We start from the raw sequence: 26836 nt of genomic DNA on the forward strand, positions 1-26836 counted from the left end.
AACACAGGGAGCAGCACGCCCATGCCGATCGATGCCGCCAAGGCCCTCGCCGCCGAACCCCGCAAGGGGAACATCGCCTGGGACCACAAGGACATCCAGCTCTACCACCTCGGACTCGGCGCGGGGACCTCCCCGAACAACCCCGGGGCCGCCACCGACCCCGACGAGCTGCGCTACACCCTGGAGTCCAAGCTCCACGTGCTCCCCAGCTTCGCGACGGTCGCCGGCGCCGGCATGGCCATGATGGGCGGCCTCGCCGCACCCGGCATCGAGGTCAACCTCGCCAACGTGCTGCACGGCAGCCAGTCCATCGAGCTGCACCGGCCCATCCCGGTCAAGGGCGAGGCCGCCTCCACGGCCACGGTGGCCGCGGTGTACGACAAGGGCAAGGCGGCGGTGATCGTCCTGCGCACTGAGGTCGCGGACGCCGACGGGCCGCTGTGGACCTCCGACGCGTCGATCTTCGTACGCGGTGAGGGCGGCTTCGGCGGCGACCGCGGCCCCTCCGTCAAGGCCGAGCAGCCCGAGCGGGCGCCCGACCGGGTGGAGGAGCGCAAGATCCGCGAGGAGCAGGCGCTGCTGTACCGCCTCTCCGGCGACTGGAACCCGCTCCACGCGGACCCCGAGTTCGCCAAGCTGGCCGGCTTCGACCAGCCGATCCTGCACGGCCTGTGCTCGTACGGCATGACCCTGAAGGCCGTGGTCGACACCGTCCTGGACGGCGACGTGTCCCGCGTCCGCGCCTACCGCACCCGCTTCGCCGGGATCGTCTTCCCCGGCGAGACCCTGCGGATCCGGATGTGGCAGGAGCCCGGCCGCGTCCTCGTCACGGTGAGCGCCGCCGACCGGGACGACGCCCCCGTCCTCGCCGACACCGTCGTCGAACACGGCTGAGCGGACGCAGCAGCAGAAGCCGCAGCCGGAGCACGCGAGATACCCCGCAGCCGCAGACACACAGAAGGAGCCGCACCGTGCGCGCAGCACTCCAGAGCGAGATAGGCCAGGACAAGCTCGAAGTCGTCGAGGACATGCAGGCCGTGGGCTTCGGCCCCGGCAAGGTGAAGATCCGCATCAAGGCCACCGGCCTGTGCCACTCCGACCTCTCCGCGATGAGCGGCGTCCTCCCGCAGCCCGCCCCCTTCATCCCGGGCCACGAGGGCTCCGGCGTGATCACCGACGTCGGCGACGGGGTCACCAGCCACAAGATCGGTGACCGGGTCCTGGTCTGCTGGCTCCCGCCCTGCGGGCACTGTCCCTCCTGCAAGCGCGGCCAGGGCCACCTGTGCCTGGAGGCCTTCGGCAACGTGGCCACCCCCAACTTCCAGCGCGGCGACAGCAGCATCTTCGGCTTCGCGGGCACCGGCACCTTCGCCGAGGAGATGGTGGTCCCGGCGGGATGCGCCGTACCCATCCCCGACGACGTGCCCTTCGACATCGCCGCCCTGATCGGCTGCGGAGTCACCACCGGCCTCGGCGCGGCCATCAACACCGCAAACGTGGAGGCCGGTTCCTCGGTCGCGGTCATCGGCTGCGGCGGCGTCGGCATCTCCGTCATCCAGGGCGCCAAGGTGCAGGGCGCGGCGCAGATCATCGCCGTCGACCCGGTCGCCTCCCGGCGCGAGGCCGCGCTGCGCTTCGGCGCCACCGAGGCGGTCTCCCCGGAGGAGTTCGCCGACGCCAAGAACCGGATCACCGCCGGCGAGGGCTTCGACTACGTCTTCGAGGTCGTCGGCAAGTCCGCGACCACCAAGACCGCCTACGACATGACCCGCCGCGGCGGCTCCGTCGTCGTGGTCGGCGCCGGCGCGCTCGACGACAACTACTCGATCAACATGTTCTCCCTCTTCTTCGACGAGAAGAAGATCCTGCCGTCGATGTACGGCGGCGGCGACGTGCTCCGCTCCTACGAGCGCACCATCGCGCTGTGGCGGGCCGGCCGGGTGGACCTGGCGGGCCTGATCACGCACCGCGTGCAGCTCGCCGAGATCAACGACGCGCTCGACCAGATGCGTACGGGCGTGGCCCTGCGCACCTGCATCGAACTCTGACCCGTTTCGAGAGGAACCGTACGGATGTCACTGCCACTTGAGGGACTCGTCGCCATCGTCACCGGGGCGGGCCGCGGCCTCGGCCGGTCCGAGGCGATCGAACTCGCCCGGCTCGGCGCGAGCGTGGTCGTCAACGACTTCGGGCAGCCCGGCCGCGACGGCTCCGGCGAGGCCTCGGCCGCACCGGCGGAGGAGGTCGCGGCGGAGATACGCGCCGCGGGCGGACAGGCGGTGGCGCACCTGGGCGACGTGGCCGACTTCGAGCAGGCGCGCGAGCTGGTCGAGCTGGCGGTGAACAGCTTCGGCAAGCTCGACATCCTGGTCAACAACGCGGGCATCCTGCGCGACCGGATGGTCTTCTCGATGTCGGAGTCGGAGTGGGACTCGGTCATCCGGGTCCACCTCAAGGGCCACTTCAACACGACCCACTTCGCCTCCGTGCACTGGCGCGAACGCTCCAAGGCGGCCGGCGGGCCGGTCTACGGCCGGATCATCAACACCTCCTCCGAGGCCTTCCTCGGCGGCTCGGCCGGCCAGCCCAACTACGCGGCGGCCAAGGGCGGCATCGTGGGCCTGACCACGTCCACCGCCCTGGCCCTGGCCAAGTACGGGGTGACGGCCAACGCCATCTGCCCGCGCGCCCGTACCCGTATGACGGAGGACGTCTTCGCGGGCTTCCAGGTCCCGGAGGAGGGCAAGCTCGACGCCCTCGCCCCCGAGCACGTCTCCCCGCTGGTCGGCTACCTGGCCTCCCCGGCCTCGGCGAAGGCCAACGGGCAGCTGTTCGTCGTCCACGGCGGCATCGTGGTCGTCATGGAACGCCCGAAGGTGGCGGCGAAGTTCGACACCACCAAGGAGTCCTTCTCCTACGAGGAGCTGGATGAGCTCCTCACCCCGCACTACGACTCCCGCCCCGCGAACGAAACCTTCGCGGCGGTGGAGGTGCTCGGCCTCAAGCACGACGGCTGACCTGTACGAACAACCCCGGTGGGGGCGGCGGACCTTCGGGCCCTCCGCCCCCACCGGCTTGCCCGGACGGCCCTCACCGCGCGAGGGCGAAGGCCAGCGGCTCGTGCAGGTCGGCCGGCTCCCGAAAGTGCACGCCGGTCATGCCCAGCGCGACGGCTGCCTCGATGTTCTCCAGCCGGTCGTCGATGAACAGGCACCGGTCCACAGCGGCACCCGCGCGCCGGGCCGCGATCTCGTAGATCTCCCGGTCGGGTTTGGCCACGCCGACCCGGGCACTGCTGACCACGTGATCGGCGAGGTCCGTCAGCCCCAGCGCTTCCAGGTCGTCCTCGAGGTCGAGGGTCGCGTTGGTGACCAGGACCAGCGGCGTGCCCGATTCCCTGACCCGGCGCAGCATCGCCACCACCGTCCCGTCGGCCGAGAACGGCGACCCGGCGAAGGCCCGGGCCAGTTCGTCCGCACGGGCCGGGGACAGCCTGCCGTCCTTCGCGAGCTCGGCCGCGACCGCGTGGACCCACTGGTCCGGAGTGGTGAGCCCGAGCAGCAGCGGCCCGTCCAGGGCGGGAGCGAAGGCGACGGCCGAGGTCGTGCCCCGGGGAAGGCCGGCCGAGGCCTCCAGTGCGGTCACGTGTGCCGTGTCGTAGAAGCGGATCACGTTATCGAGGTCGCAGAGGACCGCGTCGTAGGGCTTGGAGTTCGTCACCCGGCCTGGATAGCAGACGTCCGGAAGCGGGAGCCGCTCACCCCAGGGGGGCCTGCTGCAAGGGGACCGGGCGGGCCGGGGCCGGTGGGAGGGGGATGGGGTCCAGGCGGATGGGCGGCGGCGGGGAGACCGGGAGGGTCATGCCCAGGAGGCCGCACGGTACTTCGGGGGTGGCGTACGGGAGGTGCAGGCGGCCCTCCTGGGTCCAGCGGCCCGTTCCGCCGAGCCAGCCGGCCGGGGCGCCGAGCCGGAACACGTGCCGGTCGGCGGGGCGCCACAGGGCCAGCCCGGCCACGGAGCCGCCGTAGCCGTCGCCGGCCTCGTCCACCCGCAGCGCCACCCCGCAGTTCTCCGGCATCAGCACCTGCCCCGGCTGCACCGCGAACGGCGTCGCCGTCGCCCCGACGGCCCGCAGGCACTCCGGGAACCGCACCGGGCGGGAGCTGCCCAGCACCCCCCAGCCGAGCCGGGTTTCGCCCGGCGCGTCCGAGCGGATCAGCAGCAGTCCGCTGTCGGTGTCGGCCAGCAGCAGCCGGTCGTTGCTGGCCTCCGCGATCTGGAGCAGCGGTGACACCTCCCCGGCCCGCCGCAGGTCCACGGCCACCGCCTTGGTCACCGGCCCGTCGGGGCCGTCCAGTTCGCGGTCCAGGGCCAGCAGCCGGCCCGTGCGGTCCAGCCAGACCCCGCCCGAACAGCGCCCCGGGATCCGGGCGACCCGCTCCGGCCCGAAGGGGACCCCGGCCACCTGCCACACCGTGGTCGAGGCGGGCCCCACGGCCAGGGCGAAGGCCCCGTGCCCGTCGGGGGACGGGGGCAGCAGGGTGACCCGTACGCCGTCGGCCGCCGGGATCCCGCCGAGCTGCAGTTCGCCGGTCCGGGGCCCGGCGCCCGCTTCGCCGCCGCCCGTCGGGTACAGCAGCGCGAAGGCGTGCCGGTCCGCGACCCGCCGGTGGATCAGGACCCGCCCGTCGGTCAGCGGCAGCACCTCGCTGGCGGCGTCCTCGGGCTGGGCGAGGGGCAGGGGCACCGCGTACGGCTCGGGACCGGTCAGCGTCCACCGCTCCGGATAGCGGGCTTCGCCGTCCCCGGCGAGCCGGGCGGCGTAGGACCCGTCCGCGGCGATGGTGAACGGGGTCGCGCTGGTCTTCTCGATGGCACAGGCAGTCATCAGCGGATACCTCCGCCGAGGAACGTAGTGATCGCGCTTCCCTCCGGACAACGCGACAATCCCCGCTTCACACATACGGGTGGCGGGGCGGCGATTCGGCTGTGGAGGAGGAGGCGATTGTGCTGTGCGATATCAGGGCGTTTAGGGTGAGGAGCCTGGTTAGGTGCACCTAACCCGCTTTTTCTGATCTTTTAGTGTTTCGCCCGCTCCCCACCCTCAGGAGACGTTCCATGTCCCTCCGACGCCGCACGCCCCGAGGTGGCTCCCTCGCCGCCGTCGCCCTGGCCGCTGCCGCCGCACTCGTCCTCACCGCCTGCGGGGGCCAGGACGACAAGGCCGCGAAGCCCGGCAAGGAGGCCCCGGCCGGAGGCACCGAGAAGAAGACCGCCGCCCAGGGCGGCAAGGACTTCTCCGACGCGGCGAAGAAGACGGCGGCCTTCGGGACCACCGCGGCTGCCGGGCAGTTCCCGCGCACGGTCACCCACGCCATGGGCTCCACCGAGATCAAGACCGCGCCCAAGCGGGTCGTCGTCCTCGACGTCGGCGAGCTCGACAACGTGGTCTCGCTGGGCATGCAGCCCGTCGGCTACGCGCCCACCGAGGGCGACGAGGGCATCCCCGGCTACCTGAAGAAGGACGCCGGCGAGCCCAAGTCCGTCGGCACCATCAACAACCTCAACCTCGAAGCGATCAACGCCCTCAAGCCCGACCTGATCCTCGGCAGCCAGCTCCGCTCCGCGGACAAGTACGACGCGCTCTCGAAGATCGCCCCGACCGTCTTCTCCATCCGCCCCGGCTTCCCGTGGAAGGAGAACTACCTCCTCAACGCCGCCGCCCTCGACAAGACGGCCGAGGCCAAGGCCGAGCTCGACGCCTACCAGGCCAAGGCGGCGAAGCTCGGCGCGGACCTCGGGGAGAAGAAGCCGACCGTCACGATGCTGCGCTACATGCCGGGCAAGACCCGGCTCTACGCCGGCGCCTCCTTCATCGGCACGATCCTGAAGGACTCCGGCATCCCGCGCCCGCAGAACCAGCAGGTCGAGGACCTCGCGGTGGAGATCAGCCCGGAGCGCATGGACGAGGCCGCCGCCGACTGGATCTTCACCGGCGTCTACGGGGCCAAGGACAAGACCAAGCGCGACTCCGCCGAGGACAACCCGCTGTGGAAGGGCCTGGAGGCCGTCAAGCAGGGGCAGGCCAAGGACGTCCCGGACGAGACCTGGTACCTGGGCCTCGGCGTGACCGCCGCCGACAAGGTCCTCGACGATCTGCGCACCTTCCTGGTCAAGTAGGGGACTGATCGAGCAAGGGCCCGGCGAAGCGGCCCGGCGGGCCGTACCGACCGCCCCGCGAGCCCGCCCGTGATCGGGCGGGCTCGGAGCGTCTGGCCGGTCGCCACGGACGGTAGCCTTGGCCTGTGCCCCGTCTCTCTGAAGTCATCGCCGCGCTGGACGCTCTGTGGCCCCCCTCGCGGGCCGAGGAGTGGGACGCCGTCGGCACCGTCTGCGGCGACCCCGACGCCGAGGTCACCCGGGTCCTGTTCGCCGTCGACCCCGTCCAGGAGATCGTCGACGAAGCGGTGAAGCTGGGTGCCGACCTGCTCGTCACCCACCACCCCCTCTACCTGCGGGGCACCACCACCGTCGCCGCCGGCACCTTCAAGGGCCGGGCCGTGCACACGCTGATCAAGAACGACATCGCGCTGCACGTCGCCCACACCAACGCCGACACCGCCGACCCAGGCGTCTCCGACGCCCTCGCCGGCGCCCTCGACCTGCGCGTCACCGGCCCGCTGGTCCCCGACCCGACCGACCCCAAGGGCCGCCGGGGCCTGGGCCGGCTCTGCGAGCTGGACCGCCCCGAGACGCTGCGCGAGTTCACCGCGCGCGTCGCCGCCTGGCTCCAGCCGACCGCCCAGGGCATCCGGGTGGCCGGTGACCCCGACGCGATGATCCGAACCGTCGCCGTCAGCGGCGGCTCCGGCGACAGCCTCTTCGCGCAGGTCCGGGCCGCCGGTGTCGACGCGTACGTCACCGCCGACCTGCGCCACCACCCGGTGTCCGAGGCCCGCGAGCAGAGCCCGCTCGCCCTCGTCGACGCCGCCCACTGGGCCACCGAATGGCCCTGGTGCGAGCAGGCCGCCGCCCAGCTCGACGCCATCTCCGAGCGCAACGGCTGGGGTCTGCGGACCCACGTCTCGCGCACGGCCACCGACCCGTGGACGGCGCACGCGCCGTCCGTGACATCCCCTTCTCACCCTGGAGCCCCCAACTGAACGCCGAGCCCGCCGACCAGATCCGACTTCTCGACGTCCAGGCCCTGGACGTCCGGCTGTCTCAGCTGACCCACAAGCGCAAGATGCTCCCCGAGCACGCCGAGGTCGACGCGCTGACCAGCGACCTCGCCCAGCAGCGCGACTTCCTCGTCGCCGCCCAGACGCAGGCCACCGACGCCGCCCGCGAGCAGACCAAGGCCGAGCAGGACGTGGACCAGGTGCGCCAGCGCGCCGCCCGCGACCAGGCCCGCCTCGACTCGGGCGCGGGCATCTCCGCCCGCGACCTGGCCAACCTGCAGAGCGAGGTCGTCTCCCTCGCCAAGCGCCAGGGTGACCTGGAGGACGTCGTCCTGGAGGTCATGGAGCGCCTGGAGGGTGCGCAGGAGCGCGTCACCGAGCTCACCGACCGGGTCGCCTCGCTGGAGACCAAGCTCGTCGACGCCACCGCGCGCCGCGACGCCGCCACCGGTGAGATCGACGCCGAGGTCGCGGGCATCGCCAAGGACCGCGAGGTCATCGTCACCACGATGCCGGCCGCGCTGATCGCCCTGTACGAGAAGATCCGCGTGAAGCAGGGCGGCGTCGGCGCCGCCCGCCTGTCGCAGCGCCGCTGCGAGGGCTGCCGCCTGGAGCTCGACCTCGCCGAGGTCAACGAGATCAAGGCCGCCGCCCGCGACCAGGTCGTCCGGCACGAGAGCTGCGGCCGCATCCTGGTCCGCATGGCCGACTCGGGCATCTGATGCCGAAGTTCGTTGTGGAAGCCGACGGCGGCTCCCGGGGCAACCCGGGGCCCGCCGGCTACGGCTCCGTCGTCCTCGACCCGGCCACGGGCGAGACGCTGGCCGAGCGCGCGGAGTACATCGGCGTCGCGACGAACAACGTGGCCGAGTACAAGGGCCTCATCGCAGGGCTGAAGGCCGCCCGCGAGCTGGACCCGGACGCGGTGGTCCTCGTACGCATGGACTCCAAGCTCGTCGTCGAGCAGATGTCGGGCCGCTGGAAGATCAAGCACCCGGACATGAAGCCGCTCGCGGCGGAGGCGGCGAAGGTCATGCCGCGCGCGCAGGTGACGTACGAGTGGATCCCGCGCGAGAAGAACAAGCACGCGGACCGGCTCGCGAACGAGGCGATGGACGCGGGCAAGCGGGGCGAGCGTTGGGAGCCCGCGAACTCCTCGGCCGCCCTGGACGCCTCGGCGGCCCGCACCCTTGCGGCCCCGCAGGGCCCTCCGGGCGACGCGGCGAAGGGGGCCGCGGCGGTGCGCGCCGCGCTGGCCTCCGGCGGTGGTACGCGGACGCGTGCAGGCACCGCTGCGGCTGCCCGGGCCGGCTCCGCGCAGGCCGGGGCCGACACCCTGTTCGCCGACCCGGCGGACCTCGCCGGCCCGGCGGCTCCGGCGGACCTCGCCGACGAGGCGGCCCCGGCGGGCTCGCCGGCCCCGGCTTCCGGGCCGGGCACGGCAGCGCCCACGATCACCGGCGCCGCGCCCGCGGCCGCCCCCGCGGCGGGGCAGGGCTGGGGACCCGACATGGGGCCCCCGGCGACCTTCGTGCTGCTGCGTCACGGAGAGACCGCGCTGACCCCGCAGAAGCGGTTCTCCGGCAGCGGCGGCAGCGACCCGGAGCTCTCCGAGGCGGGCCGCCGCCAGGCCGCCGCCGTCGCGGAGTCGCTCGCTGCGCGCGGCACCATCGAGACGGTGGTCAGCTCGCCGCTGCGCCGCTGCCGGGAGACCGCGCAGGCCGTCGCCGACCGGCTCGGGCTCACCGTCACGGTCGAAGAGGGGCTGCGCGAGGTCGACTTCGGGGCGTGGGAGGGGCTGACCTTCGCGGAGGCGCGCGAGCGCCACCCGGAGGACCTCCAGGCGTGGCTGGACTCCCCGAAGGCCGCCCCCACGGGCGGCGGCGAGAGCTTCGCCTCGGCCACCCGCCGGATCTCGGCGACCCGGGACCGGCTGCTCGCCGAGCACGCGGGACGCACGGTCCTGCTGGTCTCGCACGTGACGCCGGTCAAGATCCTGGTCCGGCTGGCGCTGGGCGCCCCGCCGGAGGCGCTGTTCCGCATGGAGCTGTCGGCGGCCTCCCTGTCGGCGGTCGCCTACTACGCCGACGGCAACGCCTCGGTGCGCCTCCTGAACGACACGTCCCACCTGCGCTGAGCCACCGCGCCCGGCCGCACGACAAGGCCCCCCGCCCCGACCGGGCGGGGGGCCTTCCGTAATCCCCGGGCCGCGGCGCGCCGCCGGTCGGTAGAAAGGGGGCACGTGAGGACAGGCCGAGGAGGACAGGAGGAGGGATCCGCCGTGCCGCCGTACCCGTCCGGCTTCCGGTAGCACCCCCAGGAAGGCCCTGGGGTGCGACTGGAGGCTCTCCGTGTCCCGCACCGCCCACCACATCCCCGCCCCGCGCACCCCGTTCGACGCACGGCGGCGCGAGGAGCTCGACGTCCTCGGCCGGAGCCCCTACGGCGGTCCCTGGCGCCGGGTGGACCTGCGCAGCCTGCGCTACTCCGCCGCCGAGCTCCGCACCGCGGCGAAGGAGGTCCGCCGCCCGCAGCCGCGGGAGGTCCGCCGCGCCTTCGACAGCTGGAGGTACTGCTGTGCCTTCGGGGGCTCCCTCTCGGAACCCGCCCGCCTCGCGGAACGGGCCGCCCGCGCCCGGTCCCGTGCGGCCTGCCGCGCCGCGCTGAACGCCCCGGAGACGGCCATCGAGCCCTACCGGCCCCGCTACGGGGCCCACTGGGACTGCTGACCGCCACCGCGGTACGACGAAGCCCCCGCCCCGAACGAACGGGTCAGCGGGGGCTGTTCGCCGACAGACGAGCCGGCCTGTACGCCGGGTTCTTAAGCCGCCCCCGCATTGAGCGGCACAAACGGGAAGCAGACCGGGTGTGACCTGCAAGGACAGGTCACAGAGGCGCACAGAGGCGCACGGAGGATCACGGAGGTTCACACCCCCGAATGCCCCCGAACGCCCCAGGGTTGTAGCTCACGCGGAAGGCGACGGGACCGCCCGGACAAACGAAAAGGCCCCCGGAGGACTGCCCTAGCTGCGACTGTCACACCAAGCGCACGTGTGACTCCCTGGCCTGGGACCAGGCCGCCCGGCCCACCTACAGCGACGGCACGCCGTACACCGAGCCCTGCCCGTGCGAGCAGGCCGCAGTCTGACTGCGCAAGAAGGAAACGTGAACGGCACCAAGGTCACCTTCAACCCCGACGGCAGCATCACCGGCCTCCATGCGAAGTTCCGCTGGGACCCGAAACACGAAGCGGCCCACAAGCGCGTCCAGGAGCTCCGCAACTCTCCCGAGAGGCAGATCAAGAGCCGGCTGAGCATGGCCGACCTGCACGTCCTGACCCTGCTGACCAAGTAGACCCCCGAACAGATCAAGGAGTTCGGCGGCATCGACCGGGTAAGGGATCTGAGGGACCATACGGACGCCCTGCTGCTCGTCCTGGAATCCGAGTAGCGACGACGAAGCCCTCGCCCCCGGCAACACCGGGCCGGCGGGGGCTGTTTCACGTTCTGGACCTGTCTAGATTGATCGACGTTCAAGGTCTACTCTTCGCGGGCCCCCGACACATTTTGCTAGAAGGACACCCCGTGACACACCCGTACTCCTACCCACCCGCACCCGCCGAACCCCGCCCCTGGTGGACCCACCCGGCGCTCATCGTCACCCTCCTGGTCATCCTGCCGCCCGCAGGAATCGTCCTCGCCTGGCTGAGCAAGTGGACCACCGGCAAGAAGATCCTCGCCACCGTCCTCGCCGGACTCTGGTTCCTGCTCCCCTTCATGACCAGCAGCGGCCAGAAGGGGTACGCCGACGGCAAGGCCGCAGCCACCGCCAAGCCGCAGCCCACAGTCAGCGCGGAGCCCACCACCCCGGCGTCTTCGCCGACCACCGCGACGCCCACCCCCACGCCGACGCCGAGCGAAGAACCGAAGATGCCCAACCTCTACGGCAGCTCCCTCGCGGACGCCGAGAAGCGCCTTCCCGGCCGCTCGATAACCGCCGTCAGCGCCTACCAGGACGTCAAGCTCGGATGGGGCTACGGCAGCTGGACCGTCTGCTTCCAGAGCGTGGCACCCGGCGAGCCGCTACCAGTGACACCGATGGCGGTGCACCTGGCCGAGCGGGGTGTGCCGTGCCCCACGGTCAAGGATGCAATCCTTCACCCGCCGACGCCGACGCCGACGCCGACGCCGACGCCGGAGCCGACGCCCCCGCCCGCCCCGGAGCCCGAGCCCGAGGACGATGACGACTCCGGCAGCTCCTCCGGCGGATCCTCCTCCACCGGCGGTGGCGGCAGCGCCTACTACAAGAACTGCGCCGCTGCCCGCGCGGCCGGTGCGGCTCCGGTCCGCCGCGGTGACCCCGGCTACGGCCGGCACCTCGACCGCGACGGCGACGGCGTGGGCTGCGAGTAGAGCACCGTGGCCCTGAGACTTCGCGTACCGCTGCCCGGTCCGTTCAGCTACAGCGCAAGGATCGGAGGCCGCCGCCGCTACCGCGGGCGCTCGTCCGGATCACTGACGCTCCTCTTCACCGGTGGCATCCACCTGATGTTCTACCTGCTCGTGGCCGAGGCATGGGTGTGTTGGTGGATGTTCAAATCCTTCTACGTCGCGGGCGTGCTCATCTATCGACACCGGACGGGCAGGCAAGTGCCGATCTGGAGGAGCCGGAACGGTTGGTGGTGACCCCGACCCAGAAACTCCCGCCCCCGGCAACAGTCCGGCCGGCGGGGGCTGTTTCACGTACTGGACCGACCTAGCTTGACCTTCGTTCAAGATCTATAGTTCGCGAGCGCCCCGCCGAAGGATCGCCTCCTGGACGCCCCCGCTGACCTCTGTACGGCGGGTGGACTCCCGCTGTGCGGTGAGCGCCATTCCCACGCCCCAGGAGACTTCGTCATGTCCGAGTACCCCGAGCCCCACAAGCCGAAGATGAAGACCGGTAAGAAGATCGGCATCGGCTGCGGCGGCTTCCTCGGCCTCATCATCATCCTCGGCGCCTGCCTGCCCGACGCGCCCAAGGACGAAAAGGCCGAGGCCGACGCCCCCAAGGCTGCCACCACCGCGCCCGCCGTCGCCAAGACCACCGAAGCGCCCAAGTCCGAGGCCGAGGGGCCCAGCAAGCTGCCGCGGCTCGTCGTCCCGCTCCCCGGCGGCGACGTCCCCGCCTGGGAGACCGCGATGCTCGCGCAGGGGATCAAGTTCGAGGACAAGGGGTCCGTCTTCACCCCGCCCGGCGGACAGACCGAGGACATGAAGGACTGGAAGGGCGAGAACCGGCGCCCCTCCCAAGGAGACGGCATCTTCCTCAAGGCGCAGGTCGGTACCTACGCCAGTGACGGCGCGATTCGCAGCGTCCGCTGCAAGGTCCAGAAGTCCGCGGCCGAGGAGTCGAAGGCCATCGCCTTCTTCAAGGCCTGCACCACCGCCATCAACGTCTCCGGCCTCGACGCCGCCAAGCTCAACGCGTTCATCGACCAGAACGCACGCACCCTGCTCGAGTCCACCGCCGGGAACAAGCCCGCCGTTCTGGACGCCGGACCGATCCGCGTCCGGATCAGCGACCTGTCCGAGGCCAACGCGGCCGAGATCACAATCGAGGCTCAGAAGTGACGACGCCCCCTCCCCGCCCGACCCGTCCGCCCGTCCCGCGGGTCTACGACCCCGAGAAGCACTCCAACGAGCTGATCCGCAACATCGCCCTCACCGGCGGCGCGCTGGTCGTCATCGGCATCTTCATAGCCTTCGCCGGGAACGACGACGGCGGCACCACCACCCTCGACTACGACGACACCTACGACCCGGCCGCCGGATTCATCGGCGGTGGACTGATCAGCTTCGGGATCTTCTGCCTCCTGCTGACCGTCCTCACCCGCGCCATCACCATAGCGATCTTCGCCGCCAACAAGAACGGCGACCAGTAGTCGCCTGACCACGCAAGGAGCCCCCGCTCCGGCGCCCCAGCCGGCAGCGGAGGCTTCTCCGTTTTTCGGACCCAGACAGCCGCACTGCACGCAGTGGTAGCTGTCGAAGGTGTTCGGGGGCGGAGGGGCCCGAGATCGGCGGTCAGCTGGCCGTTGGTGGCGCTGGCGGTTCATGCGGCGATGTAGAGCTGGGGCAGATCGGCGAGGGTGGCGAGGAGGTCGCGGGGACGCTGCCGCCGCGCCAGCTCAGCCGCGCCGCACGTACCGGAGACGCCCCCGAAATGCCCCCGCCGTGCCGGGAAGAGTGGGTCCCCCGCTCTGACCAGGGCCAAAGCGGGAGCGGCAGACGAGCCGGCCTGTACGCCGGGTTCTGTCACCCGGTGACCTCGCGGTCGCCGGGGAGACGGCCATCCATCTAGGACCGGCGTTGCCGCCGGCCTCGTGCGGTCTACCCGCGAACTCGGGCGAGCAGCCCTCGAACGTTCGCGCAGGGCCGTCCGAGAACGACCCCTCTTGACCTTGCTCCGGGTGGGGTTTACCTAGCCGCCTGAGTCGCCTCAGGCGCTGGTGGTCTCTTACACCACCGTTTCACCCTTACCGGGGGCCGAAGCCCCAGGCGGTCTGTTTTCTGTGGCACTGTCCCGCGGGTCACCCCGGGTGGCCGTTAGCCACCACCCTGCCCTGTGGAGCCCGGACGTTCCTCGGCGGGATCCGGGGACCCCGACGCGGCCGCCCGGCCGACTCGTCTGTCGTGCCGCCCATCGTACCGGCTGCGTCATCACGGCTTGACCTTGACGCAACGGCAGGGTTTCTACTGGAACCCATGCGGATCGGAGAGATCGCCGCGCTCGTCGGGGTCACCACCCGGGCGATCCGGCACTACCACCACGTCGGCCTGCTCCCCGAGCCGGACCGGCGCCCCAACGGCTACCGCGCCTACAGCGTGCGCGACGCCGTCCGGCTGGCCCGGGTGCGCCGGCTGACCGAGCTCGGGCTGAGCCTCGACGAGGTGCGCGACGTGCTCGCGGACGACGCGGGGCGCGAGCTGGCCGAGGTACTGGCCGAGCTCGACGCCGACCTCGCCCGCCAGCAGGCCGAACTGGCCGAGCGCAGACGGCGCCTCGCCGTCCTGCTCGCCGCCCCGCCCGGGGAGGCCGAGCCGGTCTCGCCCGCACTCGCGGAGCTGCTCGCCAAGGCGCCCGCGACGAGTTCGCCGTCGGCCGCGCTCGACCGGGAGCACCTGAGCCTGCTGGACGCCTCGGGCGCCGTGGGGGAGGAGCTCTACGCGGTGCTCGGCACGGTCGCCGCCGATCCGGCCGTGCTCGCGCTGTACGAGCGGCTCGACGAGCTCGCCGACGCGGACGGGGACGATCCCCGGATCGGGCCGCTCGCCGCGGAACTGGTGGCCGCGGTGCCCGCCGAGGCGTTCGCGGCGATGGCGACGGCGGCGGCCACGGAGGGGGCCGGCGGGCCGCAGGAGCTGCCGGGCTTCCTGGAGGCCCTGCTCGCCGAGTACGCCCCGGCGCAGGCGGAGGTCGTCCGCCGGGTGACGGAGGCCTTCACGGACACGTGGGCCGCGCAGACGAAGGTGCAGACGAGGAGGGGCCGGGAATGAGCGCGATACGCGCGGCACGGATCGGGGTGGCCGCCGTGCTCCCCATGGAGCTGGCGCTGGTGGTGTGCGTGGCCGCCGGAGTGCGCCCGCCCGGCTGGGCCCTCGCCGTCGCCGAGGTCATGGTGCTGGGCGTCCTCCTCCTGGAGGCCCGCGTCCTGTACTCCCTGTACGCCGCCGCCCGCGCCCGCGGCGCCGCCCCCGCCGCGGCCCGCCGCGAGGCCGTACGGGCCGTGGTGCCCGTGCCCGTACGCCGCCTCGTGCTGCACGAGCTGCGCGCGTCCGCGGCGCTGGCCCGTTGGGCGCTGCGGCGGCCCCCGCACGGGGTGCGCCCCGGAGACCACGCGGCCCCGTACACCGGACCGCAGACGGCCATGATGTACGGCCTGGTCTTCGTGTCGCTGATCGAGACGGTGGCGCTGGCCGTCCTGATCCCCTGGCCGGCCGTCCACCGGGTGGTGCTCGTCCTCGACGTGTACGGGGTGCTGCTGATGCTCGCCCTGCACGCCGCATGCGTGACCCGGCCGCACGTCGTACGGCCCGACGGGACCCTGCGCATCCGCTACGGAGCCCTCTTCGACCTGACCGTCCCGCCGGACGCGGTGGCCTCGGTCCGGGTGGACCGGCGCTACCCCGAGGGACGGCTCGTCACCCTCTCCGAGGACGGAGTGCTCGACCTGATCGTCGGCAGCCAGACCACCGTCACCGTGGAACTGAGCCGCCCGCTCGTCTTCCGCCGCCCGCTCGGCGCCCGCGCCGAAGCCCGCGTCGTCCGCTTCCACGCGGACGAGCCCCGCGCGCTGGTCGCGGCACTGCGGCAGCCCGCACCCCCGTGACGGGCTGCCGCCGTGCCGACGGTGTGCGCCGAGCGTGACAAGCCGGTGCGCGCTTGTCTTGTCGAAAACGGCACGGCTGGAAAACGACGCCGCCGACGGGACGGGCGGGACGGACGGGACGGGGGAGGTGTGGGGGAGAGGCCCTAGCGGATCAGCCCGAAGGTGGTGGCCGCCACGGCCGCGCCCACCGCGGTGCCCGCGAGGACCTGGGCGAGGGTGTGGTCCTTCAGCTCGACCCGGGACCAGCCGACGACGGCGACCAGCGGGTAGGCGAGCAGCAGCCAGGGCCCGTAGGTCATGGCGAGCATGGCGACGCTCCCGGAGGAGACGGCCGCGTGCACGCTGATCTTCCAGGCGGGGGTCACGGCGAGCAGGGCCGCGAGGGTGACCAGCATGGCCGCGATCAGCGCGATCATCGTGCGGGGGGAGCCGAGGAGCGCCATCAGCAGGATGCCGGTGGCGACCGAGCCGATGATGAACACCATCACGACGATGCGCTGTTGGCGCTGGCCGACGTGCCGGTCGGCCCAGCGGCCGCGCCGGATGCCGTACTTGATGAAGGCGAGCGGGATGACGGCGGCGAACAGGCAGCCCAGGAGCCCCCAGCCGATCCCGGCGAGGCCGGCGGTGTGCCAGCCGATCAGGAGGGTATCGGCGATGATCCAGGTCTTGGGATCGAGCCCGTCGGTGATCAGGCGGGCGGATCGGGACTCGGTGGGCTGGGTGAGCGTGGCGGTCACGCCGTGGCCTCCTGGCTGGTCGTGGTGAGGAACTCGTCGGCCACGGCGGAGTGGTAGATCCGGGCGAGCTGGATGAGGCGCAGCACTTCGGTGCCGAAGTCGAGGTCGTCGATCCCGACGGTGGCCGCGGGCTCCTGGGCGCCGCGCAGCGGCAGGACCCCGCGGGCCTTGCCCTCGCGGGCCGCCCGCATCCAGAGGGCTTCGGCCGCCGGGCTCGTCGCCGGGTCGAACCCGGCCGCCAGGGCGGCGCGGTGCGCGCGCTCGCGGACGTCGTTGGCGGTGTAGGCGTCCAGGGTCAGGGCGGCGTCACGGATCTCGATCACCCGCCGGTACAGCCGCAGCCGCGGGCTGCGCAGGAGGCCGGTCTTCAGGACGATGTCGGGGGTGACCGCGGTCAGGTCCTGCCAGAGCGGCTGGAGCTGCCGGTGGTGGCGGCCGTCCTGGACGGTGCGCCAGGCCACGCCGAAGGCGGGGATGCTGCTCCCGATCAGGATGAACCCGATCGCCAGGTACTTCAGGGCGTCGGTGACGTTGTCGACGGCGATGTCGCTGGTGTCGTCCGTGAGGCCGGCGAGGCGGGTCGCGATGTACCCGGCCCGCAGCAGGGTGTAGAGCACGCCGACGGCGGTTCCGATGCCCATGAGGCGGACGCCGGTCCGCAGCCACAGGGCGCTGGCGTGCCGGGCGCTGCCCCAGAACAGCCAGGTGGCGGTGGCCATGGCGATGCCGAGGTAGACGACGAAGAGGAGGTAGTAGGCCGTGGCCCAGCCGTTGCCGGCGGTCTCCTCGAAGAAGTCGGTCATCTCGTGGGGCCGCGGGACGAAGAACGCGAAGAGCACCGCCATGGCCGTCATCGCGGTCAGGGCGGCGTAGTGGCGGGCCCGCAGCCGGCGGCCGGTCTCCGGGCGGGCGATGGCGACGACGAAGTCGACGACCGCGCCGGCCGCGATCATGCCCAGCCAGTGCTTGACGAGGGTGGAGAGGTTGTTGACCCCCGCCCAGTCGTCCAGGGTGCGCATCACGCCGGGGAGGCGGAGCGTCATGGAGACGGTCAGGGCGGCGAACGCCGTCCACAGGGCCCGCTGCTTGACCGACCGGACGGCCGAGGGAGCACGCCAGACCGTCACCGTCCAGAGCATGACCAGGATGGCGATTTCGAGGTGTTTCACTTCACGACCACGTGTTTCGAACGGGGTGCCCGAGGGCGTCATGGAGGCGTACGAGACGGTCCTCGGCCTCGCTGTCACTGGAGGTCGACTGCGTCGTGTTGTAGCGGCCGGCCCGCTCGTGGATGAGCGTGGCCAGGGTCTCCGCCTGCCGCTCCTGCGGGCTGGCGAACTTGCTCCGCCCCATGAGGTGCGCCAGGCGGTCGATGTCGAGGCCGAGTTCCTCGTCGATCGATTCGGTCATGCGGGCCACGTTCCGGATCCGGGCCGCCTCGGTGCGGATGATCGAGGCCACGGGCAGCTCGGGGCGGTCGATCCCGGAGACTGCCGTGTGCGTACGCGTCAGCAGGCGCTGGAAGTGCTCGGAGGCCCGGGCGATCTCCCGGTCCGAGGGCTGTTCGGGGATGTCGAGTTCGGGAGCGACATGGCCGAGCAGCATGTGCGAGATCTCGTGGAGGACGATCTGGACCTTGAGGATCTCGGCCGCGACGGCGTCGTAGAAGACGAGGTCGGCGACGTCCAGTCCGAGCCAGATCCCGCAGGGCAGGGCCGGGTCGGGGGGTCCGTCGAGGGGCAGCAGGATCAGCGGCCGGCCGCGCTGTGCGGCGATCCCCTCGCAGAAGGCTTCGAGGTCGAACGGCCGGGGGATGACGAGCCGGTCGGCGACGGCGGCGCATTCCGAGTCGGCGCGCTTCCACCAGCGCATGGTCGCCCTCCCCGCCCGTCGTCGCTCCAGTCCGCACACCCGATCGGGTTTGAGAGTAACCGGAAGCGCAGCAGGGGCTTACTGAGGGCGTATCGGTGGCCGGAATACGGCTGCCAGGCGAGGCGCGTGGCTGATTTACGCCTCAGGACTCCTTGCCGCGGCGACGGCGGGGCTTCACATCCGGAAGCCCTTCGGCCTTCCGGAGCTGCTTGATCAAGCCGGTGACGGAGCGCATGGAACCGGCGGACAGCCCGCTCAGGCGGAAGGCCGCGGCCTTGACCTGTTCGTCCTCCAGGACCTGGGCGAACTCGTCGGCCGCCGCGGCCTTGCCCATCTCCTCGCGCAGCCGCGCGATCCGCTCCTCGATCCGCTGCTCGATCGCCTGGGCGTTCTCTCCGTCGGCCAGGTACCCGACGGTGACGCCGAAGAAGTTGGCGATGGCGCGGATCGAGTCGATGCCCGGGTTCGGGTTGTTGTTCAGGCGGATGGTCTGGACCGTGCCGTGCGAGACGGAGGGGCCGGACAGCTTCTTGGTGCCCTCGGCGATCTCCTGGTACGTGTACGGACCACGGCCCGCAGGGTGGATCGTCTCGATCAAGAAGCCGAGGCGGTCGCCCATGGTGTCCCGCCGGCCGGTGGGGGTCTCCTCACCCATCACCGTCACTGCTCCCGTCTCCTGCTGGATCTCATAGTCCAGTACTAAATCATCGCCACCATTATCTACCTGCCTAGATGGCTTTCGCCACACAGTGCAACGAACTGCGTCTACCCAGCTAGCGGACCCAGCGGAATGTGACCCATGCCATATTGCCCCCAGGGCGCCCCGCAGGACCTTGACAGGGCATGCGTGCGGCGGCGTATCTTCGTCCAGCCGTCTAGCGCGCTAGACGGCTCGGCGCTCAACCGCTCGACGCACAGCGTCTAGCCGACTGAGCGGCCGAGCCGGTGGGCGAAGGCGGAAGGGGGAGGAGCCGCAATGCCGTCACGGCGGCAGGCTCCAGGTGCGGGACCAGGGGGGTCGGAGCGCTCGCTCGTGGGCTGGGGTACGGGGGTCCTCAGCCCTGGGCGGGCGAACCGCTCGACGACGGGAGCCGACGCCTGTCGTCGGGGTCCGGCGGAATTCCAACGGGGGAGCCGCCGCCGGGCAGTACGGTCCGGCGGCGACCCGGGACGCGATCCGAGGCGCGCCCCGGGTCGCGATCCGGCGAAGGCCAGGGATCCGGCGCGGCCCGTGGCCGGGCTAGCCGGTCAGCAGCACGCTGCTGACGCGGCCCGCCATCCGGTCCAGTGCCGAACCGGGCGCCAGCCCGCCCCGCAGCAGGACGAACCGGGACGGGGGCAGCCCCGTCATCGCCTTCACCTCGCGGCTCAGGTGCGCCTGGTCGTGAAAGCCGCACACCGCCGCCACCTGCGCGGCCGCCGTTCCCGCCGCCAGCATCCGCAGTGCGTGCTGGAGCCGGAACACCCGGGCCATGGCCTTCGGGGACAGGCCCACCTGCTCGCGGAACCGCGCCCGTACGGTACGGGCGCTCCACCCCGTCGCGGCGCTCACCCGGGTCAGGGAGCGGGTGTTCGCCCAGAGCCCGGCGAGGGCTCCGTCGACCTCGGGCGCCGGGGAGGGGCCGCCGTCGAGGCGGGCGCAGAACAGTGCGTCGAGCAGCGCGAACCGCTCCGTCCACGAGGGGAGCGCCTGGAGCCGTTCGCAGAGGTGGCGGCCCTGCCGTCCGAGCACCTCCACCAGGTCCACGTGGGCGTCCTCGAAGTGCCACATCGGGATGCCGAACAGCCGGTAGCAGCCCTGCGGGGTCATGTTCACCTCCAGCCCGTGCACGACCCCCGAGTGCACGCCGATCGCCGGCACCGTGCGCGGGCCGCTGATCATCGCCCGGGCGGCGGGCCGCAGTCGGGCCCCGGCGAGGTCCTCCGTACGGGAGACCCACAGGCCCTCGGAGAAGCTGAAGACCAGGGTCACGCAGCCGGTGGGCAGCTCCAGGCGGCGCCTCGGGGCGGTGAACTCCGTGTGGAATCCCGTGTAGTTGATGATCAGCGGTCTCAATGCGGCGGCCGGCGGGCGGCGGCGGGCCGATCTGCTGCCCGTGGCGGCGGCAGGAACGGTGCATACGTCGAAGGTGCCGACCGATCCCATGTCCGGTCCCTCTCCCCGCTGTTGCGCGGCCGGTGATACCGCGCGGTCGGCCGATGATGGCAGGCCACGGGGCACGATGGCCAGAGAGGTCCGGCAGCGGATCCGGTCCGCCGCACCTGCCGGCGGGCCGGGCCGTGATGTCAGGATGCGCGCATGACAGAGATCATCAAGGGGGGAAACCTTCCGCTCAGCGGCGAGTCGATGCGCGTCGCCGTCGTCCGCCGTGACGACGGGCCCGGCTCGCCCGCGGTGGACGCGGCCGCACTGCTCGTCGGGGCGGACGGCAAGGTCAGGGGCCGGGGTGACCTGGTGTTCTACAACCAGCCCGAGCACGCGGGGAGCGCCGTACGGCTGTTGGGCGATGCCCGGGGCGAGGGCGGGGTCACCGCGGACTGGCTGGAGATCGACCCCGGCCGCGTCGAGCCGTGCGTGGAGCGGATCGTGGTCGCGGCGTCCTGTGACGGCGGGACCTTCGGCGAGGTCGAGGACCTGTACCTGCGGGCGGTCGGCGCGGCCACGGGGGAGCAGCTCGCGCTGTACGCCGTGGAGGGGGCGACGACGGAGACCGCGATCCTGCTGGGCGAGTTCTACCGCAGGGACGGGGGATGGAAGTTCCGCGCGGTGGGACAGGGCTACGCGTCCGGGCTGCCGGGCCTGGCCACCGACTTCGGCTTCACGGTGCCGGACGAGGCGCCCGCCGCCCCGGCACCGTTCCCCGACCGGCTCCCGCTCCCGCCGCCGCTGCCGGAGCCCGTCTCCGCGTCCGCGCCGTCGCCGGTTCCGGTGCCGCCGCCCTTCCAGCCGCCGTCGCCGTCGCCGTCGCCGTCGCCGTCGCCCGAGCCTCCGGAGCCCCGGGTCGTCGTGAAGGCCTCGGGTGCGGTGCCGGTCTCGGCCGCGCCGCCGCCCGGGGTGCCGTCGGGGCGGCTCAACTCGCTCCCCTTCGAGTTCGGGAAGGAGTTCGAGCCGATCCGGCGGTCCGGCCTGGGCCACGGGATCGTGGAGATCGACACCCCGATCCCGCACGGCTTCGTGGTGGTCGAGGTGGTGAAGGAGGGCGTCGGGTCCGTGAAGGTGGCCCTCCTGAAGCCCGACGGCGACGGCCGCCGGAAGACGGAGATCATGGCCAGCCGGATCGACGATCTGCACGGCCGGGCCGTCTTCCGGAACCTGGGCGACCTCCCGCTGCGGCTGGAGGTGGACACCCGGTGCGCGTGGACGGTCACCCTGCGGCCCGTGACGGTCGTCCCCGAACTCGTCCACGACCGGATCGAGGGGCACGGCCCGGACGTACTGGCCTGCCAGTACGTCCTCGACGTCAAAGTCAGGAACCTCGGCAAGCAGGAGGAACGGGGTCACATGGAGGTGCTGGCCGCCCGGAACAACGACAACCGCGAGCGCATCTTCCACCGCCGTGACCGCGGCCGCGGCATCGCCACGCTGCCTCCGGGCCCGCGCCTCCTGCTGATCGACGCGCCCGGCGCCTGGTCCATGGAACCCGCGGAACTGAACGCCGTCAGCTTCTGGCTCCGCCACCGCTGACCTGCGCCCGGAACCAGGGGCGGGGCGTCGCCCGGCGGCGCCCCGCCCCCCACACACCCTCTAGGCCGGTGCGAAGAGCACCTTGGCCCGCCCCGGGTCCGCCTCCGTCAGCCGGACCCTGATCCGGTCGCCCAGCGGCAGCTTCTGCGCCGTGGACTCCACGCGGCCGATCACCGCCGGCTCCTCCAGGTGGACCGTGCCGACCAGCGGCTCCCGGTCCTTGACGTCGATGACCGTCGCCTCGAAGGTCTCCCCGACGCGGTCCTTGAGCAGCGCCGCCTCCACCAGGTCCACGGACTCCCGCTCCGCCGAGTTCGCCAGCCGGGTCCCGTCCGACATCTCCTTCGGCAGGGCGTCGAGCGCCTCCAGCGCCCACCCGGGGGGTTCGGTCCCGGCGACGGCCGCCACGCACAGCTCGCCCGTGTACCGGTCGACGAGCCGGCGCAGCGGCGCGGTGCAGTGGGCGTACGGGGCCGCGACCGCGGCGTGCAGGACGGGGTCCGGGGTCCGGCCGCCGGTGAAGACGGTGTAGCCGGCGCCGCGCAGCAGGGCCGTGCACTCCTGGAGGAAGGCGGCGTGGGCGGGCCGGTGCGGATCGAGCCCGCGCACGAGCTCCGCGTACGGGACGTGGTGCGGCCACTCGATCCGCAGGGCCTTCGCCGCCCGGCGCAGCCGCCCGACGGCTCCGTCGGGGGCCGTCGGCAGGGTCCGTAGGATCCCGGTCCCGGCGGTGAGCATCAGCTCGGCGGCCGCCATGCCGGTCATCAGGGAGATCTGCGCGTTCCAGCCGTCGGCCGGCAGCGGGGCCCGGTAGGCCAGGCTGTACGAGCCCTCGTGCTCGACGATCTCCTGATCGGGCACGTTCAGCGAGATCCCCCCGCGCTCCGCCTCCAACGCCTCGCGCAGCCGCCCGATGTCCTTCAGCAGGGCCAGCGGCTCCTCGGCGCTGCCGCCGTCGATGGACTTCTGCACACCCTCGTAGTCGAGCTTGGCCCGGCTGCGCACGAGCGCACGGCGCACCTCCGTCCCCTCCACCCGCCCCTCGGCGTCCAGGTCGAGCCGCCACAGCAGGGCCGGGCAGGTCTGGTCGGGGAGCAGGCTGGCCGCGCCCTCCGAGAGCACGGCCGGATGCAGGGGGACCCTCTCGTCGGGGAAGTAGAGGGTGGTGACCCGGCGGTGGGCCTCGGCGTCGAGGGCGCCGCCGGGGGTGACGTAGGCGGCGACGTCGGCGATGGCGTAGTGGACCCGGTAACCGCCGGAGGGGCGCTTCGCCAGGTGCATGGCCTGGTCCAGATCGCGCGAGGTCGGCGGATCGATCGTGAAGAAGGGGATGTCGGTGGCGTCGAACTCCGGCAGGCAGGGGCTGCGCACGGCCCGCTCGGCCTCGGCGAGTACGGGCGCCGGGAACTCCTCCGGCACCTCCAGCTTCGTCCGCAGTTCACGCAGCGCGGCCCGCAGAGCAGCCCCGTCTGCGCCGGTCATGATCATATGACGGCGTGGCATGAGCCGAGCCTATGGCCGGTGGGCCCGGGCGGCGCGGCGAGCCGTCTACCCTGGTCGGGGGCCGCACCCCCGCCGCTGTGCCGTGCCCGTCGATAGGAGAACCACCGTGCTCGTCCTGCTGCCGCCGTCCGAAGGAAAGGCCGCCGGCGGCTCCGGCGCACCGCTGAAGCCGGAGACGCTCTCGCTGCCGGGGCTGGCCGCGGCCCGCGCCGCGGTGCTGGAGGAGCTGGTCGAGCTGTGCGTGGGCGACGAGCTGAAGGCCCGCGAGGTGCTCGGCCTGAGCGAGGGCCTGCGCGGTGAGGTCGCCAAGAACGCGGAGCTGCGGACGGCGGTCGCCCGCCCGGCCGGGGAGATCTACACGGGCGTCCTGTACGACGCGCTGGGCCTGTCGACCCTCACGCCGGCGGCGGCGTCCCTGGCGGCGGAATCCCTGCTGGTCTTCTCGGGCCTGTGGGGAGCGGTCGGGATCGCGGACCGCATCCCCTCCTACCGCTGCTCGATGGGCGTGAAGCTGCCCGGGCTGGGGGCGCTGGGCGCGTTCTGGCGCGAACCGATGGCCTCGGTGATGCCGGAGGCGGCGGGACAGGGCCTGGTCCTGGACCTGCGGTCCTCGGCGTACGCCTCCGCCTGGAAGCCGAAGGGGGAGGTGGCGGGGCGCACGGCCACGGTCCGGGTCCTGCACTCCCAGATGGTGGACGGGGTGGAGAAGCGGTCGGTGGTGAGCCACTTCAACAAGGCCACCAAGGGCCGCCTGGTCCGCGACCTCCTGTCGGCGGGCGCGGTCCCCGCGTCCCCGGCGGAACTGGTGACGGCCCTGCGCGACCTGGGCTTCACGGTGGAGGCCGAGGCCCCCGCGAAGCCCGGCAAGGCCTGGTCCCTCGACGTGGTCGTCACCCAGATCCACTGACGGAGCGGGTCTTTTCAGCCGTCCGGCGTGTGAGGACCGGGGCCCGGGGCGGAGCCCCAGGGGGTCAGCGGCCCAGGGGCCAGGCGACCGTGGCGGGGGCACGGTCCGAGGCGCCGGCGTAGGTGGCGCACGCGTCCGTGAGGGTTTCCAGCAGGGTCAGCGGATCGACGAGCGGATGCTCCATGCCGCGGAGCCACGTCACCGCGAGGTCCCCCGGCAGCGCGGCCGGCGGGACCAGTACGTAGCTGCCCCGGCAGTGCCAGCGCAGTCCGGGGTGCTCGTCCATCGTCTCGGGGTGGCAGTCCAGTTCGCAGGGCCACCACTCGTCCTCGTCCTCGGGCGTACCCCGGGTCGCGGTGAAGAAGAGCATCCGGGCCTGGTCGCCCGTACCACCGGATTCGGCGACGGGGCCGACCTCGATGCCGGCGGCCAGCAGGCGTTCCAGCGCGCTGTGGCCGGCTTCCAGGGGGACGTCCAGGACGTCGTGGACCATGCCCGTCGCGGTGATGAAGTTGGCCGCGGGCTGGTTGCGGGCCCAGCGTTCGATCTGCGCGCGGTCCGTCGTGGACTGCGTCTGCCAGGCGAAGGAGACGGGATGTCGCGCGGGCGTCGGACAGCCGATCCGGTCGCACGAACACCGATAACCGGCCGGATGCGCGGCGGGCGAGATCGGCAGGCCCGCCGCGGCGACGGCCAGCAGCAGGGCTTCGCGTTCTCGTGCGGGGTCCTCGGCGTCGGGTTTGGGCTTGCGGCGCAGCCACTGGGAAATCCTGCTCTGCTCGCCGCGTGCGACGCGGCCCGACTCAGACCCCATCTATCCCCTCACCTACACCGTTGCCCCGGTAGACCCTCACATGTTCCCACCATCCTGGTCGCCGGGTGACCGCACCCCCTGACCAGGGCTCCCACATAACCACAGAAATCGGCCATATGTTCTCGGCCATCAGGGGGTCATGACTTATCCCACCCCGCCCCGGCCCCGCCCAGCACCGCGTCCACCAGCGCCTCCGCGTACGCGTGCGTGAGCGGCGCCGTGCGCATCAGCCAGCGGTACGTCAGCGGTCCGACCAGCATCTCCACGGTCAACCGCAGGTCGGTGTCCGGCGGGAGCTGCCCGGCCTCGCGGGCCGACCGCAACCGGTCCTCGTACAGCGCGAGCTGGGGTTCCAGCAGCCGCTCGGTGAAGCGCGCCCCGAGTTCGGGATCGGTGGCGCCCGCCGCCGTCAGGGCGCGCACGGGGGCCGCGTACCGCTCGTCGGCGAACTCGTCCACCGTCGCCCGCATGACGGACTTCAGGTCAGCGGCCAGGTCCCCGGTGTCGGGGAAGGCCCACACCCCCTCGGGCTGCGCGTCCCCGGCGAGCGCGAGCGAGGCGTCCAGCAGGACCGCGGCCTTCGACGACCACCAGCGGTAGATGGTCTGCTTGCCGACTCCGGCCCGGGCGGCGATGGCCTCGATGGTCAGCTTGTTGTAGCCGACCTCCCCCACCAGATCGAGCGCCGCGTCCAGGATGGCCCGCCGCGAGCGGTCGCTGCGGCGCGTGGCGTCCGGAGACCGGGGAGCGGCGGCGGGGCCGGTGCCGGCGTCGGGAGCGGGGAGGGGACTGGAGCTCATTTCGGCAACTTATCAACCGTGAACCGCTCGTCTTTCAGCCGTTCGGAAAACCACCCAATCAGTTCACTGCGCGGTTCCCGCCGAGGAGAGACGATTCTCTTCTCATCACCGTGAGGAGCCCTCATTGCGCAGAGACGCCACACCCCGGCGCTACCTGATGTGCCCACCCGCGCACTTCAAGGTCACGTACTCCATCAACCCGTGGATGGACCCCACGAAACCGGTGGACCTGCCCCTGGCCATGGCCCAGTGGGAGGACCTCCGCGACCGCTACCTGGCCCTCGGCCACACCGTCGAGACCCTCGTCCCCGAACGCGGACTGCCCGACATGGTCTTCGCGGCGAACGGCGCCCTCGTCGTCGACGGCCGGGTGCTGGGCGCGCGGTTCGCCTACCCCGAACGGGCCGCCGAGGCGGAGATCCACCTCGACTGGTTCCGCGACCACGGCTTCCAGGACGTCCACGAGCCGTCCCACGTCAACGAGGGCGAGGGTGACTTCGCCGTCACCGCCACCTACATCCTGGCCGGCCGGGGCTTCCGCTCCAGCCCGCTCTCGCACGACGAGGCCCAGGAGTTCTTCGGCCGACCGGTCATCGGTCTCGACCTGGTCGACCCGCGCTACTACCACCTGGACACGGCCCTGTCCGTGCTCGACGGCGACGAGGTCATGTACTACCCGGAGGCCTTCTCCGAAGGCAGCCGTGCGGTGCTGCGCCGGCTCTTCCCCGACGCGCTGATCGCGCACGCCGAGGACGCGGCCGCCCTGGGGCTCAACGCGGTCTCGGACGGCCGGCACGTGCTGCTCCCGCAGGAGGCGACCGGGCTCTTCGCACCCCTGCGGGCGCGGGGGTTCGAGCCGGTCCCGATGGACCTGGGGGAGCTGCTCAAGGGCGGCGGCAGCGTGAAGTGCTGCACGCAGGAGCTGAGGCCCTAGCCGGCGGCGGGTTCCGACGGGCCCGGGCC

At 72.4% G+C, this 26836-nt stretch carries 27 protein-coding genes, 1 other RNA gene and 1 pseudogene; 18 read left to right on the forward strand and 11 right to left on the reverse strand.

The genetic code is table 11. The features are described from left to right. Nucleotides 1–21: 21 nt before the first annotated feature. From ACE1OC_RS28390 to ACE1OC_RS28400, 3 genes are all read left to right on the forward strand, one after another. A complete protein-coding gene (locus ACE1OC_RS28390) occupies nucleotides 22–894 on the forward strand; it encodes a MaoC/PaaZ C-terminal domain-containing protein (protein WP_407839391.1) in 873 nt (290 codons plus the stop codon). Nucleotides 895–971: 77 nt separating this feature from the next. Next, nucleotides 972–2048 carry a Zn-dependent alcohol dehydrogenase gene (locus ACE1OC_RS28395; RefSeq protein ID WP_351378642.1) on the forward strand — a complete coding sequence of 359 codons (1077 nt, stop codon included), beginning with the start codon at nucleotides 972–974 and terminating at the stop codon, nucleotides 2046–2048. A gap of 24 nt (nucleotides 2049–2072) precedes the next feature. After that, the gene (locus ACE1OC_RS28400) at nucleotides 2073–3017 is read left to right on the forward strand and encodes a 3-oxoacyl-ACP reductase (protein WP_407839392.1); all 945 of its coding nucleotides are present in this window, start codon (nucleotides 2073–2075) and stop codon (nucleotides 3015–3017) included. Between the two features lie 73 nt (nucleotides 3018–3090). Here the strand turns inward: ACE1OC_RS28400 and ACE1OC_RS28405 are convergent, their stop codons facing one another. Together ACE1OC_RS28405 and ACE1OC_RS28410 are read right to left on the reverse strand one after the other, a co-directional pair. After that, nucleotides 3091–3720: an HAD family hydrolase gene (locus ACE1OC_RS28405; protein ID WP_407839393.1), complete on the reverse strand. Its 630-nt coding sequence runs from the start codon at nucleotides 3718–3720 to the stop codon at nucleotides 3091–3093. A 37-nt stretch (nucleotides 3721–3757) separates the two neighbouring features. Continuing rightward, nucleotides 3758–4888, reverse strand: a complete 1131-nt coding sequence (locus tag ACE1OC_RS28410; protein WP_407839394.1) for a hypothetical protein — start codon at nucleotides 4886–4888, stop codon at nucleotides 3758–3760. 230 nt (nucleotides 4889–5118) lie between these two features. Here ACE1OC_RS28410 and ACE1OC_RS28415 point away from each other — a divergent pair, with 230 nt between their 5' ends. The 10 genes from ACE1OC_RS28415 to ACE1OC_RS28460 all read left to right on the forward strand — a co-directional run bounded on the left by ACE1OC_RS28415 (nucleotide 5119) and on the right by ACE1OC_RS28460 (nucleotide 13104). After that, nucleotides 5119–6180, forward strand: a complete 1062-nt coding sequence (locus tag ACE1OC_RS28415; RefSeq protein ID WP_407839395.1) for an ABC transporter substrate-binding protein — start codon at nucleotides 5119–5121, stop codon at nucleotides 6178–6180. Between the two features lie 125 nt (nucleotides 6181–6305). After that, nucleotides 6306–7163, forward strand: coding sequence for a Nif3-like dinuclear metal center hexameric protein (locus tag ACE1OC_RS28420; RefSeq protein WP_382971606.1), 858 nt, complete (start codon nucleotides 6306–6308; stop codon nucleotides 7161–7163). After that, complete coding sequence (locus tag ACE1OC_RS28425) at nucleotides 7160–7903, forward strand: zinc ribbon domain-containing protein (protein WP_407841706.1); 744 nt, start codon at nucleotides 7160–7162, stop codon at nucleotides 7901–7903. Before ACE1OC_RS28420 ends, ACE1OC_RS28425 begins: the two co-directional genes overlap by 4 nt. Further along, nucleotides 7903–9318, forward strand: a complete 1416-nt coding sequence (locus ACE1OC_RS28430) for a bifunctional RNase H/acid phosphatase (protein ID WP_407839396.1) — start codon at nucleotides 7903–7905, stop codon at nucleotides 9316–9318. Before ACE1OC_RS28425 ends, ACE1OC_RS28430 begins: the two co-directional genes overlap by 1 nt. Before the next feature lie 214 nt (nucleotides 9319–9532). After that, complete coding sequence (locus ACE1OC_RS28435) at nucleotides 9533–9910, forward strand: hypothetical protein (RefSeq protein WP_407839397.1); 378 nt, start codon at nucleotides 9533–9535, stop codon at nucleotides 9908–9910. Between the two features lie 436 nt (nucleotides 9911–10346). Continuing rightward, nucleotides 10347–10535: a hypothetical protein gene (locus tag ACE1OC_RS28440; RefSeq protein ID WP_407839398.1), complete on the forward strand. Its 189-nt coding sequence runs from the start codon at nucleotides 10347–10349 to the stop codon at nucleotides 10533–10535. 230 nt (nucleotides 10536–10765) lie between these two features. Then, nucleotides 10766–11593, forward strand: a complete 828-nt coding sequence (locus ACE1OC_RS28445) for an excalibur calcium-binding domain-containing protein (RefSeq protein WP_407839399.1) — start codon at nucleotides 10766–10768, stop codon at nucleotides 11591–11593. A 6-nt stretch (nucleotides 11594–11599) separates the two neighbouring features. Then, a complete protein-coding gene (locus tag ACE1OC_RS28450) occupies nucleotides 11600–11866 on the forward strand; it encodes a hypothetical protein (RefSeq protein ID WP_407839400.1) in 267 nt (88 codons plus the stop codon). 213 nt (nucleotides 11867–12079) lie between these two features. Next, nucleotides 12080–12793 carry a hypothetical protein gene (locus ACE1OC_RS28455; RefSeq protein WP_407839401.1) on the forward strand — a complete coding sequence of 238 codons (714 nt, stop codon included), beginning with the start codon at nucleotides 12080–12082 and terminating at the stop codon, nucleotides 12791–12793. Next, on the forward strand, nucleotides 12790–13104 hold the full coding sequence (locus tag ACE1OC_RS28460; protein WP_407839402.1) for a hypothetical protein: 315 nt from the start codon (nucleotides 12790–12792) through the stop codon (nucleotides 13102–13104). Before ACE1OC_RS28455 ends, ACE1OC_RS28460 begins: the two co-directional genes overlap by 4 nt. A 343-nt stretch (nucleotides 13105–13447) precedes the next feature. Here the strand turns inward: ACE1OC_RS28460 and rnpB are convergent. Continuing rightward, an RNA gene (rnpB, locus tag ACE1OC_RS28465) (RNase P RNA component class A) lies at nucleotides 13448–13849 on the reverse strand. A 78-nt stretch (nucleotides 13850–13927) separates the two neighbouring features. Between rnpB and ACE1OC_RS28470 the strand changes: the two genes are divergently transcribed. Together ACE1OC_RS28470 and ACE1OC_RS28475 are read left to right on the forward strand one after the other, a co-directional pair. Continuing rightward, nucleotides 13928–14719, forward strand: a complete 792-nt coding sequence (locus ACE1OC_RS28470) for a MerR family transcriptional regulator (protein WP_407839403.1) — start codon at nucleotides 13928–13930, stop codon at nucleotides 14717–14719. Beyond that, a complete protein-coding gene (locus tag ACE1OC_RS28475) occupies nucleotides 14716–15552 on the forward strand; it encodes a hypothetical protein (protein WP_407839404.1) in 837 nt (278 codons plus the stop codon). Before ACE1OC_RS28470 ends, ACE1OC_RS28475 begins: the two co-directional genes overlap by 4 nt. 143 nt (nucleotides 15553–15695) lie before the next feature. On the opposite strand, the gene ACE1OC_RS28480 is transcribed toward ACE1OC_RS28475, so the two are convergent. From ACE1OC_RS28480 to ACE1OC_RS28500, 5 genes are all read right to left on the reverse strand, one after another. Further along, on the reverse strand, nucleotides 15696–16292 hold the full coding sequence (locus ACE1OC_RS28480; RefSeq protein WP_250745620.1) for a hypothetical protein: 597 nt from the start codon (nucleotides 16290–16292) through the stop codon (nucleotides 15696–15698). Next, on the reverse strand, nucleotides 16289–17461 hold the full coding sequence (locus tag ACE1OC_RS28485) for an MAB_1171c family putative transporter (RefSeq protein WP_407839405.1): 1173 nt from the start codon (nucleotides 17459–17461) through the stop codon (nucleotides 16289–16291). The genes ACE1OC_RS28480 and ACE1OC_RS28485 overlap by 4 nt, the downstream gene beginning before the upstream one ends. Nucleotide 17462: 1 nt before the next feature. Further along, nucleotides 17463–18164 (reverse strand): hypothetical protein, encoded by a 702-nt coding sequence (locus tag ACE1OC_RS28490; protein ID WP_407839406.1) that lies wholly within the window; start codon nucleotides 18162–18164, stop codon nucleotides 17463–17465. Nucleotides 18165–18306: 142 nt separating this feature from the next. After that, nucleotides 18307–18819, reverse strand: coding sequence for an XRE family transcriptional regulator (locus ACE1OC_RS28495; protein WP_243329576.1), 513 nt, complete (start codon nucleotides 18817–18819; stop codon nucleotides 18307–18309). Nucleotides 18820–19404: 585 nt separating this feature from the next. Beyond that, complete coding sequence (locus ACE1OC_RS28500) at nucleotides 19405–20310, reverse strand: helix-turn-helix domain-containing protein (RefSeq protein WP_407839407.1); 906 nt, start codon at nucleotides 20308–20310, stop codon at nucleotides 19405–19407. 153 nt (nucleotides 20311–20463) lie between these two features. Here ACE1OC_RS28500 and ACE1OC_RS28505 point away from each other — a divergent pair, with 153 nt between their 5' ends. Further along, a complete protein-coding gene (locus tag ACE1OC_RS28505) occupies nucleotides 20464–21849 on the forward strand; it encodes a TerD family protein (RefSeq protein WP_407839408.1) in 1386 nt (461 codons plus the stop codon). A 60-nt stretch (nucleotides 21850–21909) separates the two neighbouring features. Here the strand turns inward: ACE1OC_RS28505 and ACE1OC_RS28510 are convergent, their stop codons facing one another. Beyond that, a complete protein-coding gene (locus ACE1OC_RS28510) occupies nucleotides 21910–23352 on the reverse strand; it encodes an RNB domain-containing ribonuclease (protein WP_407839409.1) in 1443 nt (480 codons plus the stop codon). A 106-nt stretch (nucleotides 23353–23458) separates the two neighbouring features. Here ACE1OC_RS28510 and yaaA point away from each other — a divergent pair, with 106 nt between their 5' ends. After that, a complete protein-coding gene (gene yaaA, locus ACE1OC_RS28515; RefSeq protein WP_407839410.1) occupies nucleotides 23459–24259 on the forward strand; it encodes a peroxide stress protein YaaA in 801 nt (266 codons plus the stop codon). 64 nt (nucleotides 24260–24323) lie between these two features. Here the strand turns inward: yaaA and ACE1OC_RS28520 are convergent, their stop codons facing one another. Together ACE1OC_RS28520 and ACE1OC_RS28525 are read right to left on the reverse strand one after the other, a co-directional pair. Beyond that, nucleotides 24324–25073, reverse strand: coding sequence for a bifunctional DNA primase/polymerase (locus ACE1OC_RS28520; protein WP_407839411.1), 750 nt, complete (start codon nucleotides 25071–25073; stop codon nucleotides 24324–24326). A gap of 137 nt (nucleotides 25074–25210) precedes the next feature. Further along, nucleotides 25211–25873, reverse strand: a complete 663-nt coding sequence (locus ACE1OC_RS28525) for a TetR/AcrR family transcriptional regulator (protein WP_407839412.1) — start codon at nucleotides 25871–25873, stop codon at nucleotides 25211–25213. 97 nt (nucleotides 25874–25970) lie between these two features. On the opposite strand from ACE1OC_RS28525, the pseudogene ddaH reads away from it, so the two are divergent. After that, nucleotides 25971–26807: pseudogene (ddaH, locus tag ACE1OC_RS28530) on the forward strand (dimethylargininase); the annotation flags it as partial. Nucleotides 26808–26836 lie beyond the last annotated feature (29 nt).

Source organism: Streptomyces stoeckheimensis, from assembly GCF_045822005.1.
Lineage (GTDB): Bacteria > Actinomycetota > Actinomycetes > Streptomycetales > Streptomycetaceae > Streptomyces > Streptomyces stoeckheimensis.

Excerpts from the sequence above, each read along its gene's own strand:
- ACE1OC_RS28455 (WP_407839401.1), top strand. The coding sequence starts at position 12,080 with ATGTCCGAGTACCCCGAGCCCCACAAGCCGAAGATGAAGACCGGTAAG.
- ACE1OC_RS28430 (WP_407839396.1), top strand. The coding sequence starts at position 7,903 with ATGCCGAAGTTCGTTGTGGAAGCCGACGGCGGCTCCCGGGGCAACCCG.
- ACE1OC_RS28490 (WP_407839406.1), bottom strand. The coding sequence starts at position 18,164 with ATGCGCTGGTGGAAGCGCGCCGACTCGGAATGCGCCGCCGTCGCCGAC.
- ACE1OC_RS28500 (WP_407839407.1), bottom strand. The coding sequence starts at position 20,310 with ATGGGATCGGTCGGCACCTTCGACGTATGCACCGTTCCTGCCGCCGCC.
- ACE1OC_RS28525 (WP_407839412.1), bottom strand. The coding sequence starts at position 25,873 with ATGAGCTCCAGTCCCCTCCCCGCTCCCGACGCCGGCACCGGCCCCGCC.
- ACE1OC_RS28415 (WP_407839395.1), top strand. The coding sequence starts at position 5,119 with ATGTCCCTCCGACGCCGCACGCCCCGAGGTGGCTCCCTCGCCGCCGTC.
- ACE1OC_RS28410 (WP_407839394.1), bottom strand. The coding sequence starts at position 4,888 with ATGACTGCCTGTGCCATCGAGAAGACCAGCGCGACCCCGTTCACCATC.
- ACE1OC_RS28470 (WP_407839403.1), top strand. The coding sequence starts at position 13,928 with ATGCGGATCGGAGAGATCGCCGCGCTCGTCGGGGTCACCACCCGGGCG.
- ACE1OC_RS28520 (WP_407839411.1), bottom strand. The coding sequence starts at position 25,073 with ATGGGGTCTGAGTCGGGCCGCGTCGCACGCGGCGAGCAGAGCAGGATT.
- ACE1OC_RS28510 (WP_407839409.1), bottom strand. The coding sequence starts at position 23,352 with ATGCCACGCCGTCATATGATCATGACCGGCGCAGACGGGGCTGCTCTG.
- ACE1OC_RS28505 (WP_407839408.1), top strand. The coding sequence starts at position 20,464 with ATGACAGAGATCATCAAGGGGGGAAACCTTCCGCTCAGCGGCGAGTCG.
- ACE1OC_RS28400 (WP_407839392.1), top strand. The coding sequence starts at position 2,073 with ATGTCACTGCCACTTGAGGGACTCGTCGCCATCGTCACCGGGGCGGGC.
- ACE1OC_RS28495 (WP_243329576.1), bottom strand. The coding sequence starts at position 18,819 with ATGGGTGAGGAGACCCCCACCGGCCGGCGGGACACCATGGGCGACCGC.
- ACE1OC_RS28475 (WP_407839404.1), top strand. The coding sequence starts at position 14,716 with ATGAGCGCGATACGCGCGGCACGGATCGGGGTGGCCGCCGTGCTCCCC.
- ACE1OC_RS28390 (WP_407839391.1), top strand. The coding sequence starts at position 22 with ATGCCGATCGATGCCGCCAAGGCCCTCGCCGCCGAACCCCGCAAGGGG.